Origin of the sequence: Palleniella muris (assembly GCF_004792655.1) — a bacterium.
In the GTDB taxonomy this organism is placed as follows: domain Bacteria; phylum Bacteroidota; class Bacteroidia; order Bacteroidales; family Bacteroidaceae; genus Prevotella; species Prevotella muris_A.
The window spans coordinates 57,821-81,895 of sequence record NZ_SRZC01000009.1 but is presented as its reverse complement, the minus strand read 5'-3'; the positions used below and the strand labels follow the sequence as shown (position 1 = coordinate 81,895).

Here is a 24,075-nt window from a genome sequence, read left to right as displayed (position 1 = left end):
GAAAACTATGATACTGCGCAACATCATCCTTTCGGCAATGCTCTTTATGGTCTGCCTGTCATCCTACGGACAGTCGGTCCATGACCTCAACGCGCCTTTTGGTATGGCTGTGTGCTCGTCACTCGACAGTGGGGCGGAGGAATTCCGTGTCACCGGAGGCGGTGTGAAGGATTATCCGTTCAGCGGAATCGATGCCGGCAGGGTGAAAACTCTGACCTCCACGGGCAAGGACATGTATGCCGAAGTGCTTGATGCGGTGACGAACCACAATGTGATTGTCTTTGACGGCTCGGCAGGCGATTTCCTACTTTCCAAGGCTGTGCCGCTGAAAGGACTGGCGGACAAGACGCTGCTCGGCATAAACGGCGCGCGGCTGTGCACGCAATGGTTTGTCACGCCTGAGGCAAAGAAGCGGCTTGACGATGCCGGAGTGCCTTCGATGAGTGGCAATGCAGGCACTGGCGGCTACCTGAGCAACGGCGTCTATGTCGCGGAGGAACAGGAGCAGCACACGCGCCAGACGCTCCTCGACATGTACGGCAACGAGGACCACCGCCGGGCGGGTGTGTTCCAAATGTCAAAATGCCGCAACATCATTGTGCGCAACCTGAGGTTTGTAGGTCCGGGCTCTATCGATGTCGGCGGCACGGACCTGCTGCAGATGACCTCCTCGGAGCACATCTGGGTGGACCATTGTGACTTTACGGACGGCATGGACGGCAATTTCGACATCACCATGCAGTCGGATTTCGTCACCGTAAGCTGGTGCACGTTCAGCTATACGGAGCGTTCCTATTCCCATTCCTTCACGAATCTTGTGTGCAGCGCGGAGGAATCGCCTGCTGACGAGGGAAAGCTCAACATCACTTTCGCCAACAACATGTGGGGAAAAGGCTGCATGGCGCGCATGCCGATGGCACGCTATGGCACGCTGCACCTCCTCAACAACTACTATAACTGCCCCGGAAACTCCTCGCCGTGCATAAACGCGAGGAACAAGGTGGCTATGCTCATCGAGGGAAACCATTTCGCAAAGGACGTCAGAAAGTGCTTCCAGGCGCAGAACGCAAGGGCGCATGAGTGCCGCGGAAACATAGCCGTGAACCCCGACAGCAAGTATAACCTCACCACAAACGGCACGGTCACAATGCCTTATGCCTACACTCCGATGGACGCTTCCGCAGTGCCTGAGGAGATTACCGTCCACGCCGGCGCGACATTGTTCCGCAACATCACGGGCATAACCAATGCCTCCGCACAGTCAAACATCTCCACGGACACGTTCAACCTTGCCGGACAGCCTATCCCGAAGTCGGGGAATGGCGTGAAAATAAAGAAGGGTCGCAAGACAGTAAAATGAAAAAAATCAGGTAAAAATATTTTATAGAAGGACAACAAAACAACTGAAAAATAAATGAAGACTATTGTAAAGAAAACTTTTACACTCCTATTCGCTGCCCTGCCGTTGTTGGCAGCGGCACAGACAGAGACAGCTCCGGCATTCCCTGGTGCAGAGGGGCATGGGCGATACACCACCGGAGGACGCGGCGGAAAGGTCATCCATGTGACAAACCTTAACGATAGCGGCACAGGGTCGCTGCGTGCTGCACTGTCGCAGTTGGGGAAAAGAATTATAGTGTTTGACGTTGCGGGTGACATACACCTTAAGTCAAACCTTGTAATCAAAAATGGAGATGTGTCAATTCTTGGGCAGACATCTCCCGGTGGAATAACGATATGCGACCAGACTTTTGAGAACAAGGCTAATAATGTCATTATACGTTTTGTCCGTTTCCGTCGTGGTGAACTTGTGTCAACGGATGATGGTGCTGATGCAGCATGGGGACGTAACAGGAGCAACATAATAATAGACCACTGCTCATTCTCATGGAGCACGGATGAGGTTGCATCATGGTATGACAACAAGAACTTCACAATGCAGTGGTGCGTGTGCGCAGAGGGCTTGGCTTCAGGACACACAAAGGGTACTCACAGCTATGGCGGCATTTGGGGAGGTAAGAATGCCTCGTTCCACCATACAATGATAGCTCATGTGAACAATCGTGTGCCACGAATCAACGGTGCCCGTTACCAATGGAGCGGATATGACAAGACCGCATATCCAAACACGGTTGAGGCTGAGCGAGTAGACTTTCGCAACAATGTTTATTACAACTGGGGTAACGGCAACGGATGTTATGGCGGCCCGGGCGGAGGATATTGCAACATTGTGAACTGCTACTATAAGGCCGGTCCTGCAACAAAAAACAAAACACGTGTGCTTCAGGCAAGCGTGGGAGAGTCGGGTAACAGCACACAGACTGCTCTTCTTGGAATGGCAAGCCGTTACTACATAAATGGCAATTATGTACATGCAGCGTCAGCACCGGAAAGCTATGATTGGAATGGTGTATTGTTTGACAATGGACATATTACCATAAACGGAGAAAAATATACAGTAGACAACAACAATTATTATTCAGGAGAGCACGTTACTTATGATGGAAAATCATGTGTGAAAGTTGTTCTCGATGAGCCTGTCCACGCCGGTGAGGTCACAACACATTCTGCGGAAGTGGCTTTTCAGAAGATGCTTGAATACGGAGGCGCAAGCCTTTATCGTGACGGACACGATGCACGCTATATGGAGGAAGCACGTACAGGAACCGTCACTTATACAGGTTCTCTGAACGGTTGGAAAGGAATCCTTGACAAGTGTGTTGATGTGATTCCTGATTATACGGGTGGCAATCCTTATCCATGGTTGAGTCCGGCTGCCGGAGAAACTCGTCCGGCAGACTTTGACACAGACAGGGACGGCATTCCTGACGCTTGGGAGATTGCCAACGGTCTGAATCCTAACGATGCAAGTGACGCTTCATTGATTACAATCGACACACGCGGCTGGTACACAAACCTTGAGGTGTATGCCAACTCACTTGTGGAGCACATAGTAAAGGCACAGAATGCCGACGCCATTGATGCTGTTGACGAGTATTATCCTGCATTTGTCTCCACCGGAATCGACGGAACCACTGTCGGTGACAAGGAGGTTGTTGCCACAATGTACCACAATCTGCAGGGACAGCGCATAGACGCAAACGCGAAAGGCGTGAAAATCAAGACCGTAATCCTTAAGAACAATCAGCGCATTTCGACAAAGGTCATTGATTAATCTGACAGCAGGAACAAAGCAAAAAAGAATATATTTCCATGAAACATAAACTACTCTCCATGCTCCTTGCTACCCTGCCTGTGGCTGCATTGGCACAGTTTGACAGTGCGCCGGCATTCCCCGGTGCGGAAGGGCATGGCAGATATGTCACCGGAGGGCGTGGCGGAAAGGTCGTCCATGTCACGAACCTCAACGACAACGGTCCCGGTTCGCTGCGCGAGGCGGTGAAAGGCAACGAGAGGAAGATTGTCGTCTTTGATGTCGGAGGTGTCATCGCCTTGGAGAAAAACCTTAAAATCGGGCAGAACACCACCGTCATGGGGCAGACTGCCCCTGCTCCGGGCATCACCCTGAGGTACTACACCGTCAGCCCGGAGTCCAACAACATCATCCGCTACCTGCGCTTCCGGCGCGGTCAGGAGCGTGACATCAACGACGGTGCCGACGCCTCTTATGCACGCGGAAGGACAGGAATAATCCTCGACCACTGCTCTTTCTCATGGAGCATCGACGAGGTTGCGTCCTTCTATGACAACAACAACTTCACCATGCAGTGGTGCACCGTAGCCGAGAGCCTTACCAATCCCGGACACTCCAAGGGCGCACACGGCTACGGAGGGATATGGGGCGGCAAACTCGCATCGTTCCACCATAACCTCATCGCCCACGTCTCCAACCGCGGACCGCGCTTCAACGGCGCAAGAAACGGCTGGGAAGGCTACAAGGACAACCACCTTTACAGCACCTACAAATGGGAGAATCCTGTACAGTCGGAGATAGTTGATTTCCGCAACTGCCTGATGTACAACGCCCAAGGCACATGCTACGGCGGTCCCGGAGGAGGACAGGTGAACATGGTCAACAACTATTACAAGGCAGGTCCTTCGGGAAAGGGCAGTCAGGAGCGCGTAACCACTGTGTCGGTGGCGGAGGCTGCCAATTCGATGACCGGCAACGACGAGTATTTCGGTATGACAAGCCGTTACTACATCTCTGGAAACACCACCGAGACCACCGCCGGCAAGAAGACTCCCAACCGCGACTGGCGTGGCGTAAGCTATGGCAAAGGTGTGTCGGACATCAACGGCGACATCTGTTCCAAGGACATCCACAACTTCTACGGCAGCTCCGTGAAGCACGTTGCGAACGAGAACGGCGAGCAATGTGTGCCAATCCGCATGGAGAAGCCTTGCCCTTCCGGCAGCGTCACGACGCACACGGCTGACAAGGCATACATGAAAGTCATCGCGCACAGTGGCGCATCGCTGTACCGTGATGATGTGGATGCGCGCTACATGAAGGAGGTTCAGGCGGGCACAGCCACCTACAAAGGCTCCGTAACGCAGAAGCCGGGACTCATAGACCTTGTTTCCGATGTCAACGGCTATACCGAAAAGAACTTCGGGACATCACAGCGTCCGACGGATTTCGACACGGACAACGACGGCATTGCCGACGAATGGGAGAGGGCGCACGGACTTTCCGTAGGCACGGACAACTCCGCAACCTTCACTCTCGACAAGCGCGGCTGGTACACAGACCTTGAAGTCTACTGCCATACCCTCGTCGATGCCGTCACAAAGGCTGAGCGCAGCGATGCTGAATCCTCTTTCGAGGAGTATTATCCCATGAAATAAGCAATGGAATTTCTACGATATATGGCAGTGGGGCTGCACCATCATCAAGGTGGTGCAGCCCCACTGTTGTTTGTAAAAACAAGGGTAAAGCCTTGAAATCCCGCTATCCTCTATCCACTGATGCTGCAGAACAGCGTGACGAACAGCGGCACACTGAAATCGAGCGTCAGGCCATGGAAGGCGGCAATGATGAGATAATCCTTCCCTGCCGACTGCATGATGACCGGCAGCGAGGTGTCGAAAGTCGTTGCGCCGCCCATGCTCACCGCTGCCAGCGGATTGAGAGTGCGCGCCATTGGATGGATGACAAGCAGGGCGAGAATCTCCCTGAAGATGTTCGACAGCAGCGCAACAGTGCCCAGTTCCGCACCCCTCATCTCCGTGATGAACACGCTTGACAACGAGTAATATGCGAACCCTGAACCCACGGCAAGGCAGTCCGTCAGGAGATACTGCCTGAAAAAAGCCCACACTGCCGCCACACCGAGGAACGTTCCGCACGCCGTCATCAGCGGGAGAAGCATCAGTTTCCTGTCCAACCCCTTCACACGGCTGAAGAAACCTCCGTCCTCGCCTATGGTCATGCCGACACACAGCAGCAGGGCATAGAGGACATAGCTTGTCAGCGAGACAGACTTGCCGTCCGCATCCGCCACTCCCGACAGTCCGAGCACTATGCCCAAAAGGAAGAACGCGACAACCACAATGCTGCCTTTCATGCTCTCCCACAGCATGTTAAGCCGGCTTGCAAAGCCTCCGTGCCTGCCGTTCTCCGCTGCTGAAGCCGTTCCCTCTGAAGGCTTCCGGAGGCATCCCAATGCACCGCTGCCACTCTTCCGCACGGCAATCCACAGCCCGCTCGCCGCCAATGCGCTGCCCGCCATTGCCGCCACCGTGAGCCACAATGCAGTCAAGCCCAGCGAACCAAGGCTGCCCATAATCATGCTGTCCGCTCCGACCTCCAGTCCCAACGCGAGCAGAAGCAGGCGGACAATGCCGGTGATGACGCTTGCCAGCCGTCCGTTTTCACGGTTCCGCAAAAACAAACGCCCCAAGATTATTCCCAAAAACAAGCATCCGAATACGATAAACATATTACTGTTGGTTTATGAATACTATAAAATAAAAACGCAGAATCTTTTGCAAAGATAATGCAAACCGAACGCAATAGAGCTTGCTCTTAATTGCTAAGGTGCCGCTTATCTTATGCAAAGTTAGTCATTTATTCCGACATTTCCACTTTATCCCCACAAAAACACAATATAAAAACATATATTCCAATGAAAATCAAAAAGAAACCCCTCCTCTCCATCGTGGCAGTCCTGGCAGTTGTCACGGTAATCACAATCGGCGGCAGTTTCTACATGCTCAGCTATTCCCTCACGCCCGACCCCAACCGCCGCGACATTGACAGCGCGATGCAGGTGATGTTCAAGCGCGCACCGTTCATGAAAGCATGGACCGACAGCGTCAAAGCAAACGGTCTGCTGCGCGACACGTTCATAACAAGGTACGACGGACGCCGCCTCCATGCCGTGTACATGCGCAACGAGAACGCACACGGACGCACGGCAATCATTGTCCACGGCTACAAGGACTGCCATGCCACGTTCCTCTACCTTGGCAGAATGTACCATAAGTACCTGAACTGCAATATCCTGCTCCCTGACCTTCACGCCCACGGACTGAGTGACGGCGAGAGCATACAGATGGGGTGGAAGGACAGGGAGGATATCCTCGACTGGGCGAATGTTGCGGACAAGATATTCCGCGACGAGAAGAAACAGTCGGCGATTGTCATCCACGGTGTCTCCATGGGAGCAGCAGCAACAATGTGCACAGCCGGAGAACGGTCCCCAATCACCATACGCTGCTTCATCGAGGACAGCGGATACACGAGCGTGTGGGACGAATTCTCGAAGGAGCTTCGCGAGCAGTTCTCCCTCCCGGAGTTCCCGCTGATGTACTCTGCCAGTGTGATTTGCAAACTGAAGAACGGGTGGAGCTTCGGCGAGGCGTCACCGTTGAAGCTGATGAGGTGGTCCATAGATCCTATCCTGTTCATACATGGCGACAAGGACACCTTTGTCCCGACATGGATGGCACACAAGCTCTATGAAACGAAAACTTATTCAAAGCAACTGTGGATAGCACCGGGCTCAGAGCACGCGCGGGCTTATCTCGACCATCCCGAGGAATATACGCAGAAGGTCAAGGATTTCCTTGACATGCACATGCTGCAGCCTGACCTTTACAGTCCGATGCATGATTTATACCACAATATGCGAATACCGCGATGAAGACATCTCAAAAGACGAAGAGGGTGACAGGAACCGGTGCGCGCTGCATGTGCTTGAACCATAGATTGTTATAAGAATTGTCATCCTCTTTGTATATCATTTTGAAAACAAAGAGTAAGGAATGTGAAGCCAAGCGTTACCTTTTGTCCGGCAAAGTGTAGCCCTTCACATGGTCAACCGTTACCTTCCGTCATGCGAAAGGTAACGGTTTGTTTTATGCACGTTTGCTGACCTTTCACAGCACTGCTGCCGGACGTTTCCCGCACTGTTGCCGGTGCATTGGAATGCAGGTTTGGGATTATGGCGGATTTCAGCAGGAAACTTTATATATAAAAAGGTGTGTCAGGTTAAAAAAGATTAATTACGGCTTGTTTTTCGAATATTTGGAGTAATTTTGTAGTTTATTAGGAGCATTATGCGTCTAAAGGATATGGAAAGCGAGCAATATGACTTGCGCACGGATTCACTGCCGTTCCGCACAGTCCTCTGCCACCGCTTTTCGTGGAATGACGGGCGCAGGCTTCCGAGGAACATCATAAACTTAACACAATAAGGATATGCAAGAGACAAGACAAAATAGAATCTCGCGCCTTCTGCAGAAGGAGCTGAGCCTCATTTTCCAGTCACAGACCCGTATGATGCACGGCGTGATGGTCAGTGTTACGCGCGTCAGGATAAGCCCTGACCTCTCCGTCTGCACAGCCTATCTCAGCGTGTTCCCTTCCGAAAGGGGCGAGGAGATAATCAAGAATGTCAACAAGAACCAGGCTACGATACGCTATGACCTCGGTCGGCGCGTGCGCAACCAGCTGCGCATCATCCCTGAGCTGCGCTTCTTCATCGATGACTCACTGGACTACATCGAGCGCATCGACGAATTGCTGAAAGAATAATGAACCGAGGAGCGTGGGCGTTGGACAATGCAGACAGTATTGTCAGAGTTGCCAATACTGTCATTATTGTCCAACCCTCACAACCTCCAACCTCAAAAAAAACAACAAAAGAACCCAATGTCCTTAGCCACCACCATAGCGCGCAGATACCTGTTTGCCAAGAAAAGCACCAATGCAATAAACATCATCTCCGGAATCTCGGTCATCGGAGTAGTGGTGGCGACCATGGCACTCATCATCGTGCTCTCCGTGTTCAACGGCTTCCACGACCTTGTGGCATCGCTCTTCACGGCGTTTGACCCACAGGTAGAAATCACTCCGGCAAAGGGAAAGGCATGCGCTGCCGACGACCCGCTGCTGCTGAAGATAAAGGCACTGCCGGAAATAGATGTCGCCACGGAATGCGTGGAGGACCAGGCACTTGCCGTCTATGGGGACAAGCAGATGATGGTGCGCATAAAGGGCGTGGAGGACAACTACCCTTACCTGACCAACATCAGGAGCATACTCATCGGCGAGGGCGACTTCACGCTCCATGCCGCCGACCTTGAGTACGGCATTCCGGGCATCCGCGTGGCGATAGACCTCGGCACGGGAGCCTACTGGCAGGACTGGCTGAAGATTTACGCCCCGCAGCGCGAGGGACAGCTTGACATGACCAACCCGGGCGATGCGTTCAGTGTCGACTCGCTGATGTCCTCCGGCTGCGTCTTCTCCGTCAAGCAGGCGAAGTACGACAAGCAGTATATCCTCACCTCCATAACCTTCGCACGCAACCTCTTCTTCCGCCAAGGCGAGATAACAAGCCTCGCCCTGCGCCTGAAAAAGGGCACGGACATCGAGGCGGTGAAGGAAGAAATCCGCGGCATCTGCGGCGACAAGTATGTCGTGAAAGACAGGTTCGAGCAGCAGGAGGACACGTTCCGCATAATGAAGATTGAGAAGATTATCGCATATATCTTCCTCACGTTCATCCTTGTCATTGCCTGCTTCAACATCATCGGTTCGCTCTCGATGCTCATAATCGACAAGAAGGAGGATGTCAGGACACTGAGGTGTCTCGGAGCCTCCGACCGTCTGATAGGAAAGATTTTCCTCATCGAAGGCAGTCTCATCTCCGTTGTCGGCGCCGTTGTGGGCACGGGACTCGGTCTGCTCCTCTGCTGGCTGCAGCAGGAGTTCGGCATTGTCAGCATGGGCGAGTCCACCGGCACGTTCATTGTCGACGCCTATCCGCTCAGCGTGCACTATTCCGATGTGGCAGTCATCTTCGTCACGGTGATTACCGTGGGCTTCATCTCCGTCTATTACCCTGTGAGATACCTCACGAGACACCTGCTTTAGCGGAGGAAGAGTGGTGAGACACATCATGCTGCATCAGGATTTATCAGGATTCATCATGATTACCATTTCATGATTACCATTTCATGATAAACCATGATGAATCGTGATAAAACCATGATTGACCGTGATAACAACCTTGACAAACAACTTCAATTTTCTATAATCAACAAACAACAAAATGAAAAAGTTTCTTTCAATCATCGTCGTCCTGTTCGCAGTGGTTTCCTATACCCTCGCACAGATGCCGGCGCTGCCGAAACTGCCGACAGACCCTAACACACGAATAGGCAAGCTCGACAACGGTCTCACCTACTATGTCCGCCACAACGCTTATCCTGAGAAAGTGGCGAACTTCTATATCGCACAGCGTGTCGGTTCCATACAAGAGAACGACGACCAGCGCGGTCTCGCCCACTTCCTGGAGCACATGGCGTTCAACGGCTCCACACACTTCAAGGGCAATGAGATGATAGAGTACCTGCGCACACTCGGTGTTGCATTCGGTGCAGACCTCAACGCTTACACCTCTATCGAGCAGACTGTCTATAATATAGATAACGTGCCGACAGCGCGCCAGACAGCCCTCGACTCCTGCCTCCTCGTCCTTCAGGACTGGTCAAACGGTCTCTCACTCCTCCCGGAGGACATCGACAAGGAGCGCGGCGTCATCCACGGCGAGTGGGCTATGCGCAACTCTGCCATGCAGCGACTCTTCGAGAACAATCTCCCTGCCATGTATCCTAACTGTAAGTATGGCTACCGCCTCCCTATAGGCACCATGGAGGTTGTGGACAACTTCAAGCCTGAGGTGCTCCGCGCATACTACGAGAAGTGGTATCACCCTGAGAACCAGGCAATCATCGTTATCGGTGACATCGACGTAGACCATACAGAGAAGAAGATAAAGGAACTTTTCAGCCACATCAAGGCTCACGCCAACGCCGCTCATGTCGAGCCTGTTCCGGTGCCTGACAATGAGGAGGCAATCTACATCTTCGACAAGGACAAGGAAATGCAGTACACCCTCATGTCCATAGCCATGAAGAGCGATGCGCTGCCAAAAGAGATGATGAACACTCAGATGGAGTACATGAACGACTATCTCAGCACTCTTGTCTGCATGATGTTCAACTCACGTATGAGCGAGATAGCACAGAACCCTGACTGTCCTTTCGTGCAGCTCTCCATGTCTTACGGAGGCTACTGCATCTCAACGACAAAGGACGCGTTCGACGTGACCATCGTTGCCAAGGAAGGAAAGTCACGTGAGGCTCTCCTTGCCGGAGTCCGCGAGCTGAAGAGAATCAAGGAGCACGGCTTCACAGGCGGTGAGTTCGTGCGTGCAAAGGAGGAGTTCCTCTCACAGCGCGAGAAGGCTTACTCCAACCGTGACAAGCGCAAGCACACAGAGCTCTATCAGCAGTGTGTTAACAACTACCTCAAAGGCTCCGCAATGCCTGACCCTGACATTGACTACCAGCTCTGGCAGGCTATCGCACAGAACATCCAGCTCGACGTAATCAATCAGGGACTGAAGGAATCAATCACAATCAACGAGGACAAGAACCTTGTCATCTCCTGCTTCGCTCAGGAGAAGGAAGGTGCCAAGTATCTCACTGTCGAGGACATGAAGGCAGTCGTTGCCGAGGGACGTGCACAGGCTGTCGAGGCTTGGGTGGACAACACAAAGGACGAGCCTCTCGTTGACGAGAAGAAGATGCTTAAGGCAGGCAAGATAAAGTCTGAGAAGAAGAACGACGTACTGGGCTACACCGAGCTCACACTCTCCAACGGTGCGAAGGTTATCCTTAAGAAGACAGACTTCAAGAATGACGAAATCCTCCTCCGCGGATGGGCTGACGGCGGCAAGAACCTCTATGGCGCTGCCGACTACAGCAACCTGAAGCTCATCGATTATGTGGCAGGAACATTCGGACTCGGCAACTTCACAAGCAACGAGCTTGAGAAGGCTCTCGCAGGAAAGCAGGCAAATGTGGATGTCAATCTCGGCAACCTCGTCTACAACGGTGTCACCGGTCATTCCACACCGAAGGACATCGAGACAATGATGCAGCTCCTTTACCTCTATTTCACTGCTCCGCAGAAGGACGAGAAGGCTTACAACAAACTCATGCAGAGTCTTGAGACAAGCCTGAAGAACCGTGACCTGAAGCCTCAGGTTGCACTCTCCGACTCTCTGACAAACGGACTTTACAGCAACAACCCTCGCTTTGCGCCGCTTACAATGGCCGACATGCCTAACGTAAGCCTTGACCGCTGTCTGGAAATCATCAAGGAGCGTTTCTCAAATGCTAACGGCTACACGTTCACTATCATAGGCAACTTCGACGAGGCTACCATCCGTCCGCTCATCTGCAAGTACATCGCATCACTCCCCGGTAAGGGAAAGGCTGCCAAGGTGGCAGACGTGCGCACTCTGTTCAAGGGCAATGTGGTGAAGGATTTCAAGCGTAAGATGGAAACTCCGCAGCCTTCTGTCATGCAGGTGCTCCACGCTCCTGTTGAATACACTCTCGAGAACTCTGTCCTTTCATCCTATGTCGGTGAGGTCCTGTCACAGATGCTCCTGAAGGATGTGCGTGAGGACGCAGGCGCAGCTTACTCTTGCGGCGCTTACCTGTCACTCTCCGGCTATAAGTTCGGTTCAGAGGTGATTATGCAGGTCTATGCCCCTATCTCAAAGCCTGAGCAGGTTGACCTCGCACTCGAGCTTATCAACAAGGACATCGAAAAGCTGGCACAGAGCGCAGACGCAGAGATTGTTGCCAAAGTGAAGGCCAACATGCTGAAGGATGCTGATGTCAACGCCAAGAAGAACGGTTACTGGGCAGGAATGATTGACGGCTACACCAAGTTCGGTGTTGACGAGATGACCGACTATAAGAAGGTTGTCGAGGCTGTAACGCCGGAGAAGATTTCCGCTTTCCTCAAGAACAAGGTGCTTGTAGCAGGCAATAAGCTCACTGTTGTGATGCGTCCGGAATAACCGCCGGCAGCCGACAACACAGGCTTGTGTGATATATATGGAGAGAACCTCTATACATATATTATATAAATAAAGTATTTTTACCGGCAGAGGCATGCCCCCTTTCCGCCAAGGAATGGGGAGTATGCCTCTGAACGGCGGTTAACGGCGGCACCTTTGGTGACGCTTGTCTGCCGCTAAACACATAGAACATGAGCATAACAAGCATTGCACAGAAACTGTACTTCGCAAGAAGGCAGAATGAACTGCAGAAACATATCAACCACGGGGCAGACCTTCAGCAGAAAGTGCTGGAGAGTCTGCTTTGTCGTGCTGATGATACGGAGATTGGAAGACGCTATGCGTTCTCCTCAATCCATAAGTATGAGACCTTCGCACAGGACCTTCCGCTTAACGACTATGAGTCCCTGAAGCAGGACATCGACCGCATGCGCCGTGGCGGGGAAGACATCCTGTGGCGCGGAAAGGTCAGGTGGTACGCCAAATCCTCGGGAACGACGAACGACAAGTCGAAGTTCATCCCTGTCTCCAAAGAGGGACTGCAGCAGATGCACTATGCCGGAGGAAGGGACTCTGTGGCCATCTACCTCATGAACAACCCCAATTCGCGCATCTTTGACGGACGCGCGTTGATTCTCGGAGGTTCGCATCAGGCAAACTACAATGTCGAGGGCTCACTCGTGGGTGACCTTTCAGCCATCCTTATCGAGAACATCAACCCGTTGGCGAACATGGTCCGCGTGCCGAAGAAGCAGACAGCATTGCTCTCCGACTTTGAGGTGAAGCGCGAAAGGATAGCCATGGAGACGCTGAACAAGAACGTCACCAACATCTCCGGTGTGCCTTCGTGGATGCTCTCGGTGCTTCTCCGTGTCATGGAACTGTCAGGCAAGCAGCATCTGGAGGAGGTATGGCCAAACCTTGAAGTGTTCTTCCACGGCGGCATAGCCTTCACTCCCTACCGCAAGCAGTACGAGCAGCTCATCACAAAGTCCGACATGCACTATGAGGAGACCTACAACGCCTCGGAAGGATTCTTCGGAATACAGAGTGACCCGAACGACAAGTCCATGCTCCTCATGCTTGACTACGATGTATTCTATGAGTTTGTGCCCATGTCGGAGCTTGACAAGCTCAACGCTTACCTTGCCGCTCCTATGAGCGCGAAGCCGGAGAAGCCTACCGTTGTGCCGTTGTGGGGCGTGGAAGTGGGCAAGAATTATGCCATGGTAATCTCCACAAGCTGCGGCCTGTGGCGTTATGTCATCGGCGACACCGTGCAGTTTACGAGCACCAACCCTTACAAATTCATCATCTCCGGGCGTACAAAGCACTTCATAAACGCCTTCGGCGAGGAACTTATCGTCGACAATGCCGAGCAGGGACTGGCACATGCGTGCCTCGAGACAGGCGCGGAAGTCTTGGAATACACCGCAGCTCCAGTCTTTATGGGTGACGACGGCAAGTGCCGCCACCAATGGCTCATAGAGTTTGCGCGTGAGCCTGAGGACCTTGACCGTTTCGCACGGATTCTCGACGACAAGCTCCAGGAGATAAATTCCGACTATGAGGCGAAGCGTTTCAAGGATATCACCCTGCAGCCTCTCGAGATAATCAAGGCGCGTCAGGGACTGTTCCACTCATGGCTCAAGCAGCGTGGCAAACTCGGCGGACAGCATAAGGTGCCGCGACTGAGCAACACGCGCGAGCATATCGAGCAGCTCCTGAAACTCAATTAAGGGGACTTCCTGTTGCAACAACCTCCAACCCACCTCCCACCACTCCCAATCCCAACCAAATGCTTAACCGACTTTCCATAATCCTCCTTGCCACGGCAGCGGCAATCCTCCTCCACAGCTGCGCCCGCATGGGCTCTCCTGACGGCGGCTGGTACGATGAAGTGCCGCCACGCGTGGTGGCTACCATGCCACAGGAGCGCGCCACAGGTGTCACGCAGAAACGCATAACCTTGTATTTCAATGAGTTCGTCCAGTTGGAAAACGCTGCCGAGAACCTTGTCTTCTGCCCTCCTCAGATAGAGCAGCCGGACATAAAGACCATGGGAAAGTCCATACGCATCACCTTCCGCGACTCCCTGAAGGCAAACACCACCTACACGATTGACTTCTCCGACGCCATAAAGGACAACAACGAGAACAATCCGATGGGCAACTACACTTATGTCTTCTCCACTGGCGACCATATAGACACTCTCGCCGTAAGCGGATATGTCGTCAACGCCGAAGACCTCGAACCGGTCAAAGGGCAGCTTGTGGGTCTCTATGCCAACCTTGCAGACTCAGCCTTCACCACCGAACCTATGCTCCGCACGGGACGCACAGACTCCTACGGGCATTTCGTAATCCGTGGCGTGGCACCGGGAAAGTATCGCATCTACTCCCTCGGCGACAGCGACAGCGACTTCAAACTCTCACAGCGCGGCGAACCGCTGGCGTTCAGCCACGACATAATAGTCCCTTCTACAAAGGACGACATAAGGCAGGATACAATCTGGAAGGACAGCCTGCACATCGCCGACATCAAGCGAGTGCCTTACCTGCGCTATCTCCCTGACGACATCTGCCTGCGCTCTTTCACACAGGAAGCGACACAACGCTACCTCATCAAGACGGAGCGAAAGGAGCCCGACCGCTTCACTCTCTTCTTCAGCACGCCGACCGACACGCTGCCAAAGCTCACGGCACTGAACTTTAATGACAAGGACGCATACATCATCGAGACAACGGAACGCCGCGACACAATAACCTATTGGCTGCGCGACACTGCCCTTGTCAACCAGGACACGCTGCGCATCGCCCTCGAATACATGATGACCGACAGCCTCGGCACTCTTGTCTCACAGACCGACACCATTGAATTCCTTGCCAAAGTGCCTTACGAGAAGCGCATGAAGCTCCTCAACGAGGACGTGGAGAAATGGGAAAAGGCGAAGGAAAAGGCAGAGAAGAAGGAAAGGGAGTTCAAGGAACGCGACCCGCGCATCGTCGCTCTGGAGCCGAAGTTTGTCGGCGGAGGCTCCAAAATGGCTCCTGACAAGAACCTGACCATCGAGTTCCCAACACCGCTCGACACCATCTTCCGCGAGAAAATCTACCTCACGACACTCGTCGACTCCGTAAAGACCGACGTGCCGTGGGAGATGTACTCCGAAGGGCTTCCTCCGAGAACCTATGGCATCAGAGGGGAATGGCAGCCGGACACGGACTATACTCTCGAAATCGACTCCGCAGCATTCCGCGACATCTATGGAAGAGTCTCCGACCCGAAGAGATACAGCATAAAGATTGCCTCCGAAGAGGACTTTGCGACGCTCTTCGTAAATGTCGAAGGGGTTAGGGACAGCACCGGCCAGGTTATCGTGCAAATCCTCGACCGTGCAGGGAAACAACTGGCAGAAGCCGTCGCCAAGGACAACACGGCAGAGTTCTACTACCTCACGCCGGGGACATACTACATGCGGTGTATCCTTGACCGCAACAGCAACGGCAAATGGGACACTGGCGACTACTCCCTTGACCTACAGCCGGAAGAGGTGCACTACAACCCGAAACCTGTAGAATGCAAGGCAAAATGGGACCTCACGACAACCTTCACCATCGGCAACATCCCGTTCCACCGGCAAAAGCCGGGCGAGATGAAGAAGCAGAAAGGCGAGAAGAAAAAGACAATAACTCTCCGCAATGCCAAGCGCGCCGCAGAAATGGGGCTGCCGTACGACAAGGAAAAGGTCGACAGCAAATTCTAAAAATGGTTAAAGGTTATACGCCTTAGACCATAGGTAATGGATTATTTTGTAATTTTGTAGACTGTAAGCGTTATTGCCGCCTACGGACGGCTTTAAGGGCAAAGCATCGTGAAATCAATAAAATACAAATAAAAACATGGACAAATTAAGTTACGCTCTCGGACTTGGCATCGGCACACAGCTGGCACAGCTCGGAGCAAAAGACATCAATCTCGCAGACTTCATGGAGGCTGTGAAGGATATGCTTGAAGGAAACGAATCGAAAGTGGCACAGCAGGACGCACAGAAGCTCGTCAACGAGTTCTTCCAAAAGCAGGAGGAGCGCGAGATGGAACGCCGCCGCGAGGCAGGAAAGGGCGCGAAAGAGGCAGGAGAGAAGTATCTTGCCGAGAACCGCAAGAATCCGAAGGTCATCGAGACCCCTTCAGGACTTCAGTATGAGGTGCTTGTGCAGGGCAGCGGCAAGCAGCCAAAGGCCACTGACACAGTGAAGGTGCACTACGAGGGTTTCCTCACCGACGGCACAGTCTTTGACTCAAGCATACAGCGCGGTGAGCCTATCTCCTTCCCACTCAACGGCGTCATCGCCGGTTGGACAGAAGGTTTGCAGCTCATGTCCGAGGGTTCAAAGTACCGTCTCTACATCCCTTACAACCTCGGCTACGGCGAGCACGGCGCAGGAGCGTCAATCCCTCCGTTCTCAGCACTCATCTTCGACGTTGAGCTTATCGAGGTGCAGTAAAGAAAACGCATCATGATGTAACATATTGCCTCATGATTCAACATGAGCTGTGACATGATGCAACCTGATTCATCATGATACAACATGACAAAAGAAAACAAAAACAACAAAAAGATAAAATGAAGAAAATTACATTCCTGGCTCTTGCAGCCGCTGCAGCACTCGGATTCTCAAGCTGCGGAAACTCCACCCCTAAGGCGGACCTTAACGACGACCTCGACACACTCTCTTACGCCATCGGTATGGCACAGTCCAACGGTCTCTCACAGTACCTCGTAGAGCGCATGGGCGTTGACTCCACTTGCGTGGACGAATTCATAAAGGGTCTCAACGAAGGTGTGTCTGCCGGTGACGACAAGAAGAAGGCAGCATACTATGCCGGCATACAAATCGGTCAGCAGATTTCCAACCAGATGATTAAGGGCATCAACCACGAAATCTTCGGTGAGGACTCAACAAAGACCATCTCTCTCAAGAACTTCATGGCAGGCTTCATCAACGGCTACACAGGCAAGAACGGTCTCATGACTCAGGAGCAGGCCGGAATGACAGCACAGGCTAAGATGGAGGTGATTCGCGCCAAGAACCTTGAGGAGCAGTTTGGTGAGTACAAGAAGCAGGGTGAGGACTTCCTCGCAAAGAACAAGAAGGCTCAGGGCGTTGTCACTCTCCCTTCAGGCGTTCAGTACAAGATTCTGAAGGAGGGAACAGGAGCCGTTCCTGCCGACACTTCTGCCGTTGTCGTCAACTATGAGGGCAAGCTCCTCGACGGAACAGTGTTCGACTCAACCTATAAGTCCGGCAACCCTACCACTCTCCGTGCCAACCAGGTAATCAAGGGCTGGACAGAGGTTCTCACAAAGATGCCTGTCGGCTCTACATGGGAAGTGTACATCCCACAGGACCTCGCTTACGGCTCACGCCAGGCAGGTGCTATCAAGCCTTTCTCAACCCTCATCTTCAAGATTGAACTCCTTGAGATAAAGAAGTAAGGTTTTAGCCTGAGGTTGTGGGTGTTAGGGCTCGGGACAGTTTTGACAATGATGTCAGTACTGTCAACATTGACCAAACTACCCCATAACCCACAACTGTCAACCACAATTCAACCAATGAAAAAGACAATAACAATGCTGGCGCTCGCTATAGTGGCGGGCGCCGCTTGTTCTGAGGCTGTAGCCAAAAAGGACAAGAAGAACAAGAAGACCGTCCCTGCCGCTGTCGTGGAGAAATCCATTGTCTCCCTGCAGACCAAGGCGGACTCCATCAGCTATGCCGCAGGCAAGAGCCTGACAATGGGCATGATGGAGTATGTCACAGGACAACTTAAGGTGGACACCGCCTATATGGCTGACTTCGTGAAAGGTCTGGAGAAAGGACTCAACGAGGTGGAGACACCGCAGATGAAGGCGGAGGCTGCCGGAAAGCAGATCGCACAGATGGTGAAGGAGCGCATGCTCCCTAACATCCAATCTCAGATGGAAGGTTCGGAAGCTGCTCTCGATGAGGCTCTCTTCAAGCGTGCATTTACCGACGCCGTGGAGAACGACAACAGTGTGCTCTCCATGGAAGAGTCCACAAAATATTTCGAGGCTGCCATGAACGCCATAAAGGAAGCCAAGGAGGAGGCTGTAAAGGCTGCCGGAAAGAACTGGCTCGCCGAGAATGCCAAGAAGGAGGGTGTCAAGGTGCTCCCTTCAGGTCTTCAGTACAAGGTGCTTACCGAAGGCAACGGTCCTGTCGCAAAGAAGGATGATGACGTCGTTGTGAAGTACGAGGGCAAACTTATTGACGGCACTGTCTTCGATTCAAGCTATGAGCGCACCCCGCAGACCACGTCCTTCAAGCCGACACAGGTCATCCCGGGCTGGACAGAGGCTCTCTGCATGATGCCGCAAGGCTCTGTCTGGGAGCTGTATATCCCTGAGAACCTCGGCTATGGCAGCCGCCCGAGTGGCAAGATTCCTGCTTTCTCGACTCTCGTCTTCAAGGTGGAAGTCGTGGAAGTGAAGGCTAAAGAGGAGCCTAAGGAAGAAAAGGCAACTCCTGCCGTGACAGCCAAGAAAACAGCGAAAAAGCCTGCTGCACGCAGGAAGAAGTAATTGTTTTTGTCGGCATTGACAGTACTGACAATACTGTCACTACTGACCAAATCCCACAATCCAACCACAGCGTATGACGAGCAATCAAAAAGCCATGAGCCTGTTATCATGTGCGGTGCGGGTATTCCTGCACCTCCTGCTCTCTTACGCTGTATTTTTCTTTGCCCGTGTGGCTTATTTCCTGGAGAACAAGGATGTCTTCACGGACGTGTTCTCCCATAACTCCCCATGGCGGCTGTTGGAAGGCAGCCTGATGTTCGACACCTCGGCGGTGATGTACACCAACGCCCTTGTTGTCCTCCTGATAGTCCTCCTTCCGCGGAAGTGGGACAAGGCAGTCAGCATTGTCTACACCCTAATCACCGGTTTGGCACTCACAATGAACCTCGGCGACGCGGTTTATTTCCAATATACAGGCAAAAGGACTACCATGTCCGTGTTCAATGAGTTCGCCAACGAGAGCAACCTCTTGCAGATTCTCGGTGCGGAGACCCTGCGCCATTGGTACCTTTTCCTCCTTGCTTTCCTTGTTTTCTATGCCGTTTGGCGGCTGTCACGCCGCATAATGGGTATAGGAAAGCATTCTCTTCTCCCGCGTTGGGCGGAGATTTCCTCACGAGCCCTTACTCTCCTTGTCTTTGTTCCTTTCTGCATTGCCGGTATGCGAGGCGGCTGGACGACAGCCGTACGCCCGATAACCGTCAGCAATGCCAACCAATATGTCCGCCGTCCGGCAGAGGCAGTGCTCATCCTAAACACACCGTTTTCCATGATTCGCACGGTCGGCAAGAACGTTTTCCATGACCCGAGATATTTCTCCGACGAGGAACTCGCCACAATCTATTCACCTGTCCATGAGCCTGTCAAGGGCGAAATGCGGCGGAAGAATGTCGTGGTGCTTATCGTCGAGAGCTTCGGCAGGGAATATATCGGAGCGTACAATGATCACCTTGACGGTGGAAAGTACAAGGGTTATGCGCCGTTCATGGACTCTTTGTACAAGGAAAGTCTCAGTTTCGACTATACTTTTGCAAACGGCAGACAGTCAATCGACGGTATGCCGTCCATACTTTCAGGCATTCCGCGCTTCATAGAGCCGTTTTTCCTCACGCCGGCATCCATGAACGATGTCAGCGGAATAGCCGGCGAACTGGGCAAGAAAGGCTATTATTCCGCCTTTTTCCATGGCGCGGAGAACGGCAGCATGGGCTTTGAGGCGTTCGCAAAAGCAACGGGCTACAAGGATTACTACGGCAGGACGGAGTTCGGCCGTGATCCTCGTTTTGGTGGAGAACGGGAGTACGACGGCACATGGGCCATCTGGGACGAGCCGTTCCTGCAGTTCTATGCCATGAAGATGACAGAGTTCTGCGAGCCTTTCGTCACCTCTGTCTTCACCGCCTCCAGTCATCATCCGTATGTTGTGCCGGAGAAGTACAAGGAGGTTTATAAGGATGAGGACGAGAACCCTATCCATAAGTGCATCCGCTATACGGACATGGCGCTGCGGAAATTCTTTGAGACAGCGCGGAAACAGCCGTGGTACAAGAACACAATCTTTGTCTTCACCAGCGACCATACCAACATCGCCGACCACCCCGAGTACCGTACAGACCTCGGGCTGTTCGGTGCGCCACTGCTTTTCTTCGACCCTTCCGGCGAGATGCCTCGCGGACGGATGCACTGCATAGCACAGCAGACGGACATCCTCCCCACCATCCTCGGGTGGCTGCGCTATCCCGAACCTTACATCGCGTGGGGCGTTGACCTGCTGAACACACCCGCCGAAGAGACGTGGGCTGTCAACCATACCGGCAGCGGGCTGTACCAGTTTGTCAAAGGCGACTATCTCCTGCAGTTCGATGGCAACAGTCTTCATGCCGTCTATAACTTCCGGAAGGACACACTTCTGCGCCGTAATCTCCTGAAAGGTGACGGCACACTTGCTTTGCCGGCAACTGAAAGGGAGAAAATAATGGCTGATGAGCGGCAGTTGAAGGCTGTTATCCAGACTTACATGCAACGAATGGTAAACGACAAACTTATCATAAAATGAAACATATTACAGGAAATGCCGGCATAATGCTTATGGCGAGGCTGTTCATTGCCGTGATGCTTGTCTTCATAGTGCAGAAACTCTTATTTCTTCTCCTGACATGGCAGGAGGGCACTTCGGGCACAGACTGCCTGGAAGTGGTGCTTCACGGTCTGAAACTTGACTATGCCGTCACGGCATACACTCTCGTTCTGCCTTTCCTGGCCATAATGGCCACGGCATTTCTCCCTGCCTCCTGCGAGAGAAAGGAGGAAGGACTGCGACATTTCCTGAGGATATACTATGCAGTTATAGCCATACTTTTTGCAGTCATTATTATTGCTGACATCGCCCTTTATCCATTCTGGCATTTCAAGCTTGACACATCCGTGTTCCTTTACACCGACAAGCCGAAGGATGCTATGGCAAGTGTCTCTGCGGGATTCGTTACCCGTCAGGTGCTTCTTGCAGCCGTATGGGCGTGGTTTTCAGGCCGTTTGTTCTTCCTCGCAATAGGTTCCCGCACCCCGCACCCCGCCGCCTGCCCCCGGCGGCCGTTAACCCGCATCCTCACGACCGTAGCGTTGTATGTCGCTGTCTGTGCCCTTCTCGTGCTGATGATAAGAGGAGGAGTGGGCAAAGGCACCAACAATGTCTCGGAAGCTTATTATTCCGACAACCAGTATCTTAACCATGCTGCCGTCAATCCGGTGTTCAATATGCTCTATTCCATAGGCAAACTCGAGGATTTCGGGTCACAGGCACAGTATTTTCCAGAGGAGGAATGCAAAGAAATAATCAAGGGAATATATAACACGGAGACAGTAACTGCAGACACCCTCCTCACCACTCGGCGTCCGAACATATTGCTTGTGATATGGGAAGGTGCGGACTGGCATGTCGCACGTGACATGAATGCCATGCCGAACCTTCAGGCTTTGGCGGACGAAGGAGTGGACTTCACTGCATGCCACGCCAACAGTTTCCGCACCGATCGCGGACAACTGTCGCTCCTCGCAGGGTGGCCAGCCATTCCGAAGACATCACTCATGAAGATTCCTGAGAAGTGTGAGCGCATGGCAGCGTTGCCGCGCACACTGCTTGACAACGGTTACTGCACGGCATTCTGGTATGGCGGCGACATCTCTTTCGCAAGTACCGGCGGCTATATGCACCAGGCCGGATTCCAGAAGACCGTCTCCGACAAGGATTTCCCTCGCAAGGACATCGCCACGGACTGGGGTGTCTATGACGGGACATTGTTCGACAAGGCGTTTAAAGGTATTGTTGCAGACTGCTGCAAGCATCCGGACAAAAGGTTTTTCCACACTATCATGACCCTGAGCAGCCATGAGCCGTGGACCGTGCCGTCACGGACCATGGACGACGATGTGCTCAATGCCTTCAACTATACAGACCGTTGCCTTGGCGTACTCATGGCGAAGCTGCGGAAAAGCCCGGTGTGGGACAATCTGCTTGTCATCATAACATCCGATCATGGCATACCTTACGGACAGAATGCCGCCCTGCACGACCATGACGTGACCCATATCCCGATGATATGGACAGGAGGGGCCGTGGTACGGAAGATGAAGATTGACAGGCTCATGAATCAGGCAGACCTCCCGGCGACATTGCTCGGACAGATGGGAATCGTCCACGATGCCTTCATCTTCTCACGCGATGTGACAAGCGCGACGTATGCTTATCCCAATGCTTTCCACGTCTACAACAGCGGAATAACCTTCGTTGACTCCACCGGACGTACAACATTTGACCTTGACGGTGAGAGAAGTGTCGCCGGAGCTGACGGCATAAGGGAGCGCAAGGCGAAGGCTCTGTTGCAGAACCTGTACAAGAAAACATCTGAACTATGAAAGAAAAAGTCCTCTACCACATAATGTTCTGCTGCTGGTATGCTGTCTCAAAGCTGCCGGCATGCATCCATTATTTCAATTCCCTGTGTCTTTCTGCACTGCTGTTCTATGTCATTCGCTACCGCAGGAAACTTGTTCACCGGCAGATGAGAGACTCCTTCCCGGAGAAATCAGACAAGGAACTGTGGCTTTTGGAGCGACGGTTCTACCTGCATTTTTGTGACATCCTTGCGGAATCAGTGATGTATTTCGCCATTTCCGAGGAAGAAATAAAACGCCGTATGCGTTTTCTCAATGTAGAGAGTGTCAGAGCTTCCGCCCGAAACGGCAAGAACGTCGGCATATATCTCGGGCATTATGCCAACTGGGAATGGATATCCTCTTTCAGTCTTTGGACAAAAGGCACGTGCATAGCGTCACAGCTCTATCATCCTTTGGAGAACCCTGTGTTTGACAGACTTATAGCTTATACACGCCAGCGCTTCGGAAGTGTAAACATCTCTGTCAACGAATCGGTGCGCATGATGATGAAGCTGAAGCAGCAGGGCAAGCCCATACTCGTGGGATTTATTGCCGACCAAGCTCCTTTTTGGAACAACATCCACTACTGGACACCGTTCCTCAATCATCCGGAGACACCGATATTCACTGGTGCAGAGAAACTCATGAAGAAGCTTGACATGGATGTCTACTACCTTGATGTGCGCCAAGTGAAGCGCGGGTATTATGAAGCGGAGTTCGTTCTTATCACTGACAACTCCAGGGAGCAGCCTGAATTTGCCATCACTGAGCGTTACACACGCATGCTGGAGCAGACAATCATAAAGGCTCCTTTCCTCTGGCTGTGGAGCCATAACCGATGGAAGCGCACCAAGGAAGAGTGGCTGAAAATGTATGATCCGGTCTCAGGCAAGGTCATCATGGGATGATTGTCGCTGTGAAAAAGTCTTGCTTTTGTCAGGAGACAATATGTGGAGCGCAGCAATGTCCAAAACCTGTTTGGCTGTGACATCATATAAAGGACTCCTGCAAATTATGAGTTTACTGGTCATTTCGCATGACAGACCTGCTTATTTACGGATAAATCCATTATGCATGAATGGTTGTCCCTAAGCTGGGAAAACAATCATTTTTCTTTTGGAAATGCATTTTATTCACATGGATAGGCATATAATTGACTTTTTTGTAGTATCTTTGCAA

General features: G+C 52.5%; 17 protein-coding genes. 16 read left to right on the top strand and 1 reads right to left on the bottom strand.

What is annotated here, in order from left to right:
- Positions 1-7: 7 nt before the first annotated feature.
- Genes E5358_RS06875 through E5358_RS06865 form a run of 3 tightly spaced genes read left to right on the top strand, consistent with a single transcriptional unit; the run spans position 8 to position 4,812 of the window.
- Positions 8-1,360 carry a pectate lyase family protein gene (locus tag E5358_RS06875; RefSeq protein ID WP_135939491.1) on the top strand — a complete coding sequence of 451 codons (1,353 nt, stop codon included), beginning with the start codon at positions 8-10 and terminating at the stop codon, positions 1,358-1,360.
- A gap of 54 nt (positions 1,361-1,414) precedes the next feature.
- A complete protein-coding gene (locus E5358_RS06870) occupies positions 1,415-3,175 on the top strand; it encodes a pectate lyase (RefSeq protein ID WP_135939490.1) in 1,761 nt (586 codons plus the stop codon).
- Between the two features lie 38 nt (positions 3,176-3,213).
- Entirely contained in the window at positions 3,214-4,812 is a 1,599-nt protein-coding gene (locus E5358_RS06865; RefSeq protein WP_135939489.1) for a pectate lyase, read from the top strand.
- 110 nt (positions 4,813-4,922) lie between these two features.
- On the opposite strand, the gene E5358_RS15325 is transcribed toward E5358_RS06865, so the two are convergent.
- Entirely contained in the window at positions 4,923-5,906 is a 984-nt protein-coding gene (locus E5358_RS15325) for a LysO family transporter (protein ID WP_277821199.1), read from the bottom strand.
- A 186-nt stretch (positions 5,907-6,092) separates the two neighbouring features.
- On the opposite strand from E5358_RS15325, the gene E5358_RS06855 reads away from it, so the two are divergent.
- The 13 genes from E5358_RS06855 to E5358_RS06800 all read left to right on the top strand — a co-directional run bounded on the left by E5358_RS06855 (position 6,093) and on the right by E5358_RS06800 (position 23,804).
- A complete protein-coding gene (locus E5358_RS06855) occupies positions 6,093-7,112 on the top strand; it encodes an alpha/beta hydrolase (RefSeq protein WP_135939488.1) in 1,020 nt (339 codons plus the stop codon).
- Positions 7,113-7,542: 430 nt separating this feature from the next.
- Positions 7,543-7,665, top strand: coding sequence for a hypothetical protein (locus E5358_RS15085; RefSeq protein ID WP_277821198.1), 123 nt, complete (start codon positions 7,543-7,545; stop codon positions 7,663-7,665).
- Positions 7,666-7,669: 4 nt separating this feature from the next.
- A complete protein-coding gene (rbfA, locus tag E5358_RS06850; protein ID WP_135939487.1) occupies positions 7,670-8,005 on the top strand; it encodes a 30S ribosome-binding factor RbfA in 336 nt (111 codons plus the stop codon).
- Between the two features lie 117 nt (positions 8,006-8,122).
- Positions 8,123-9,349, top strand: coding sequence for an FtsX-like permease family protein (locus tag E5358_RS06845; protein WP_135939486.1), 1,227 nt, complete (start codon positions 8,123-8,125; stop codon positions 9,347-9,349).
- A 178-nt stretch (positions 9,350-9,527) separates the two neighbouring features.
- Positions 9,528-12,356: a M16 family metallopeptidase gene (locus tag E5358_RS06840; protein ID WP_135939485.1), complete on the top strand. Its 2,829-nt coding sequence runs from the start codon at positions 9,528-9,530 to the stop codon at positions 12,354-12,356.
- Positions 12,357-12,547: 191 nt separating this feature from the next.
- Positions 12,548-14,095, top strand: coding sequence for a GH3 auxin-responsive promoter family protein (locus E5358_RS06835; protein WP_135939484.1), 1,548 nt, complete (start codon positions 12,548-12,550; stop codon positions 14,093-14,095).
- A gap of 59 nt (positions 14,096-14,154) precedes the next feature.
- Positions 14,155-16,122 (top strand): Ig-like domain-containing protein, encoded by a 1,968-nt coding sequence (locus tag E5358_RS06830; protein ID WP_277821197.1) that lies wholly within the window; start codon positions 14,155-14,157, stop codon positions 16,120-16,122.
- Positions 16,123-16,258: 136 nt separating this feature from the next.
- The gene (locus tag E5358_RS06825) at positions 16,259-16,864 is read left to right on the top strand and encodes a BamJ family beta-barrel-assembly machinery protein (RefSeq protein ID WP_135939483.1); all 606 of its coding nucleotides are present in this window, start codon (positions 16,259-16,261) and stop codon (positions 16,862-16,864) included.
- A 119-nt stretch (positions 16,865-16,983) separates the two neighbouring features.
- Complete coding sequence (locus E5358_RS06820) at positions 16,984-17,856, top strand: BamJ family beta-barrel-assembly machinery protein (RefSeq protein WP_135939482.1); 873 nt, start codon at positions 16,984-16,986, stop codon at positions 17,854-17,856.
- A 117-nt stretch (positions 17,857-17,973) separates the two neighbouring features.
- A complete protein-coding gene (locus E5358_RS06815; RefSeq protein ID WP_135939481.1) occupies positions 17,974-18,963 on the top strand; it encodes a BamJ family beta-barrel-assembly machinery protein in 990 nt (329 codons plus the stop codon).
- A gap of 94 nt (positions 18,964-19,057) precedes the next feature.
- Positions 19,058-21,019, top strand: coding sequence for an LTA synthase family protein (locus E5358_RS06810; RefSeq protein ID WP_277821196.1), 1,962 nt, complete (start codon positions 19,058-19,060; stop codon positions 21,017-21,019).
- Positions 21,016-22,875, top strand: a complete 1,860-nt coding sequence (locus E5358_RS06805) for an LTA synthase family protein (RefSeq protein ID WP_135939479.1) — start codon at positions 21,016-21,018, stop codon at positions 22,873-22,875. Before E5358_RS06810 ends, E5358_RS06805 begins: the two co-directional genes overlap by 4 nt.
- Positions 22,872-23,804, top strand: a complete 933-nt coding sequence (locus E5358_RS06800; protein ID WP_135939478.1) for a lysophospholipid acyltransferase family protein — start codon at positions 22,872-22,874, stop codon at positions 23,802-23,804. Before E5358_RS06805 ends, E5358_RS06800 begins: the two co-directional genes overlap by 4 nt.
- Positions 23,805-24,075 lie beyond the last annotated feature (271 nt).

Excerpts from the sequence above, each read along its gene's own strand:
- E5358_RS06875 (WP_135939491.1), top strand. The coding sequence starts at position 8 with ATGATACTGCGCAACATCATCCTTTCGGCAATGCTCTTTATGGTCTGC.
- E5358_RS06870 (WP_135939490.1), top strand. The coding sequence starts at position 1,415 with ATGAAGACTATTGTAAAGAAAACTTTTACACTCCTATTCGCTGCCCTG.
- E5358_RS06865 (WP_135939489.1), top strand. The coding sequence starts at position 3,214 with ATGAAACATAAACTACTCTCCATGCTCCTTGCTACCCTGCCTGTGGCT.
- E5358_RS15325 (WP_277821199.1), bottom strand. The coding sequence starts at position 5,906 with ATGTTTATCGTATTCGGATGCTTGTTTTTGGGAATAATCTTGGGGCGT.
- E5358_RS06855 (WP_135939488.1), top strand. The coding sequence starts at position 6,093 with ATGAAAATCAAAAAGAAACCCCTCCTCTCCATCGTGGCAGTCCTGGCA.
- E5358_RS15085 (WP_277821198.1), top strand. The coding sequence starts at position 7,543 with ATGGAAAGCGAGCAATATGACTTGCGCACGGATTCACTGCCGTTCCGC.
- rbfA (WP_135939487.1), top strand. The coding sequence starts at position 7,670 with ATGCAAGAGACAAGACAAAATAGAATCTCGCGCCTTCTGCAGAAGGAG.
- E5358_RS06845 (WP_135939486.1), top strand. The coding sequence starts at position 8,123 with ATGTCCTTAGCCACCACCATAGCGCGCAGATACCTGTTTGCCAAGAAA.
- E5358_RS06840 (WP_135939485.1), top strand. The coding sequence starts at position 9,528 with ATGAAAAAGTTTCTTTCAATCATCGTCGTCCTGTTCGCAGTGGTTTCC.
- E5358_RS06835 (WP_135939484.1), top strand. The coding sequence starts at position 12,548 with ATGAGCATAACAAGCATTGCACAGAAACTGTACTTCGCAAGAAGGCAG.
- E5358_RS06830 (WP_277821197.1), top strand. The coding sequence starts at position 14,155 with ATGCTTAACCGACTTTCCATAATCCTCCTTGCCACGGCAGCGGCAATC.
- E5358_RS06825 (WP_135939483.1), top strand. The coding sequence starts at position 16,259 with ATGGACAAATTAAGTTACGCTCTCGGACTTGGCATCGGCACACAGCTG.
- E5358_RS06820 (WP_135939482.1), top strand. The coding sequence starts at position 16,984 with ATGAAGAAAATTACATTCCTGGCTCTTGCAGCCGCTGCAGCACTCGGA.
- E5358_RS06815 (WP_135939481.1), top strand. The coding sequence starts at position 17,974 with ATGAAAAAGACAATAACAATGCTGGCGCTCGCTATAGTGGCGGGCGCC.
- E5358_RS06810 (WP_277821196.1), top strand. The coding sequence starts at position 19,058 with ATGAGCCTGTTATCATGTGCGGTGCGGGTATTCCTGCACCTCCTGCTC.
- E5358_RS06805 (WP_135939479.1), top strand. The coding sequence starts at position 21,016 with ATGAAACATATTACAGGAAATGCCGGCATAATGCTTATGGCGAGGCTG.
- E5358_RS06800 (WP_135939478.1), top strand. The coding sequence starts at position 22,872 with ATGAAAGAAAAAGTCCTCTACCACATAATGTTCTGCTGCTGGTATGCT.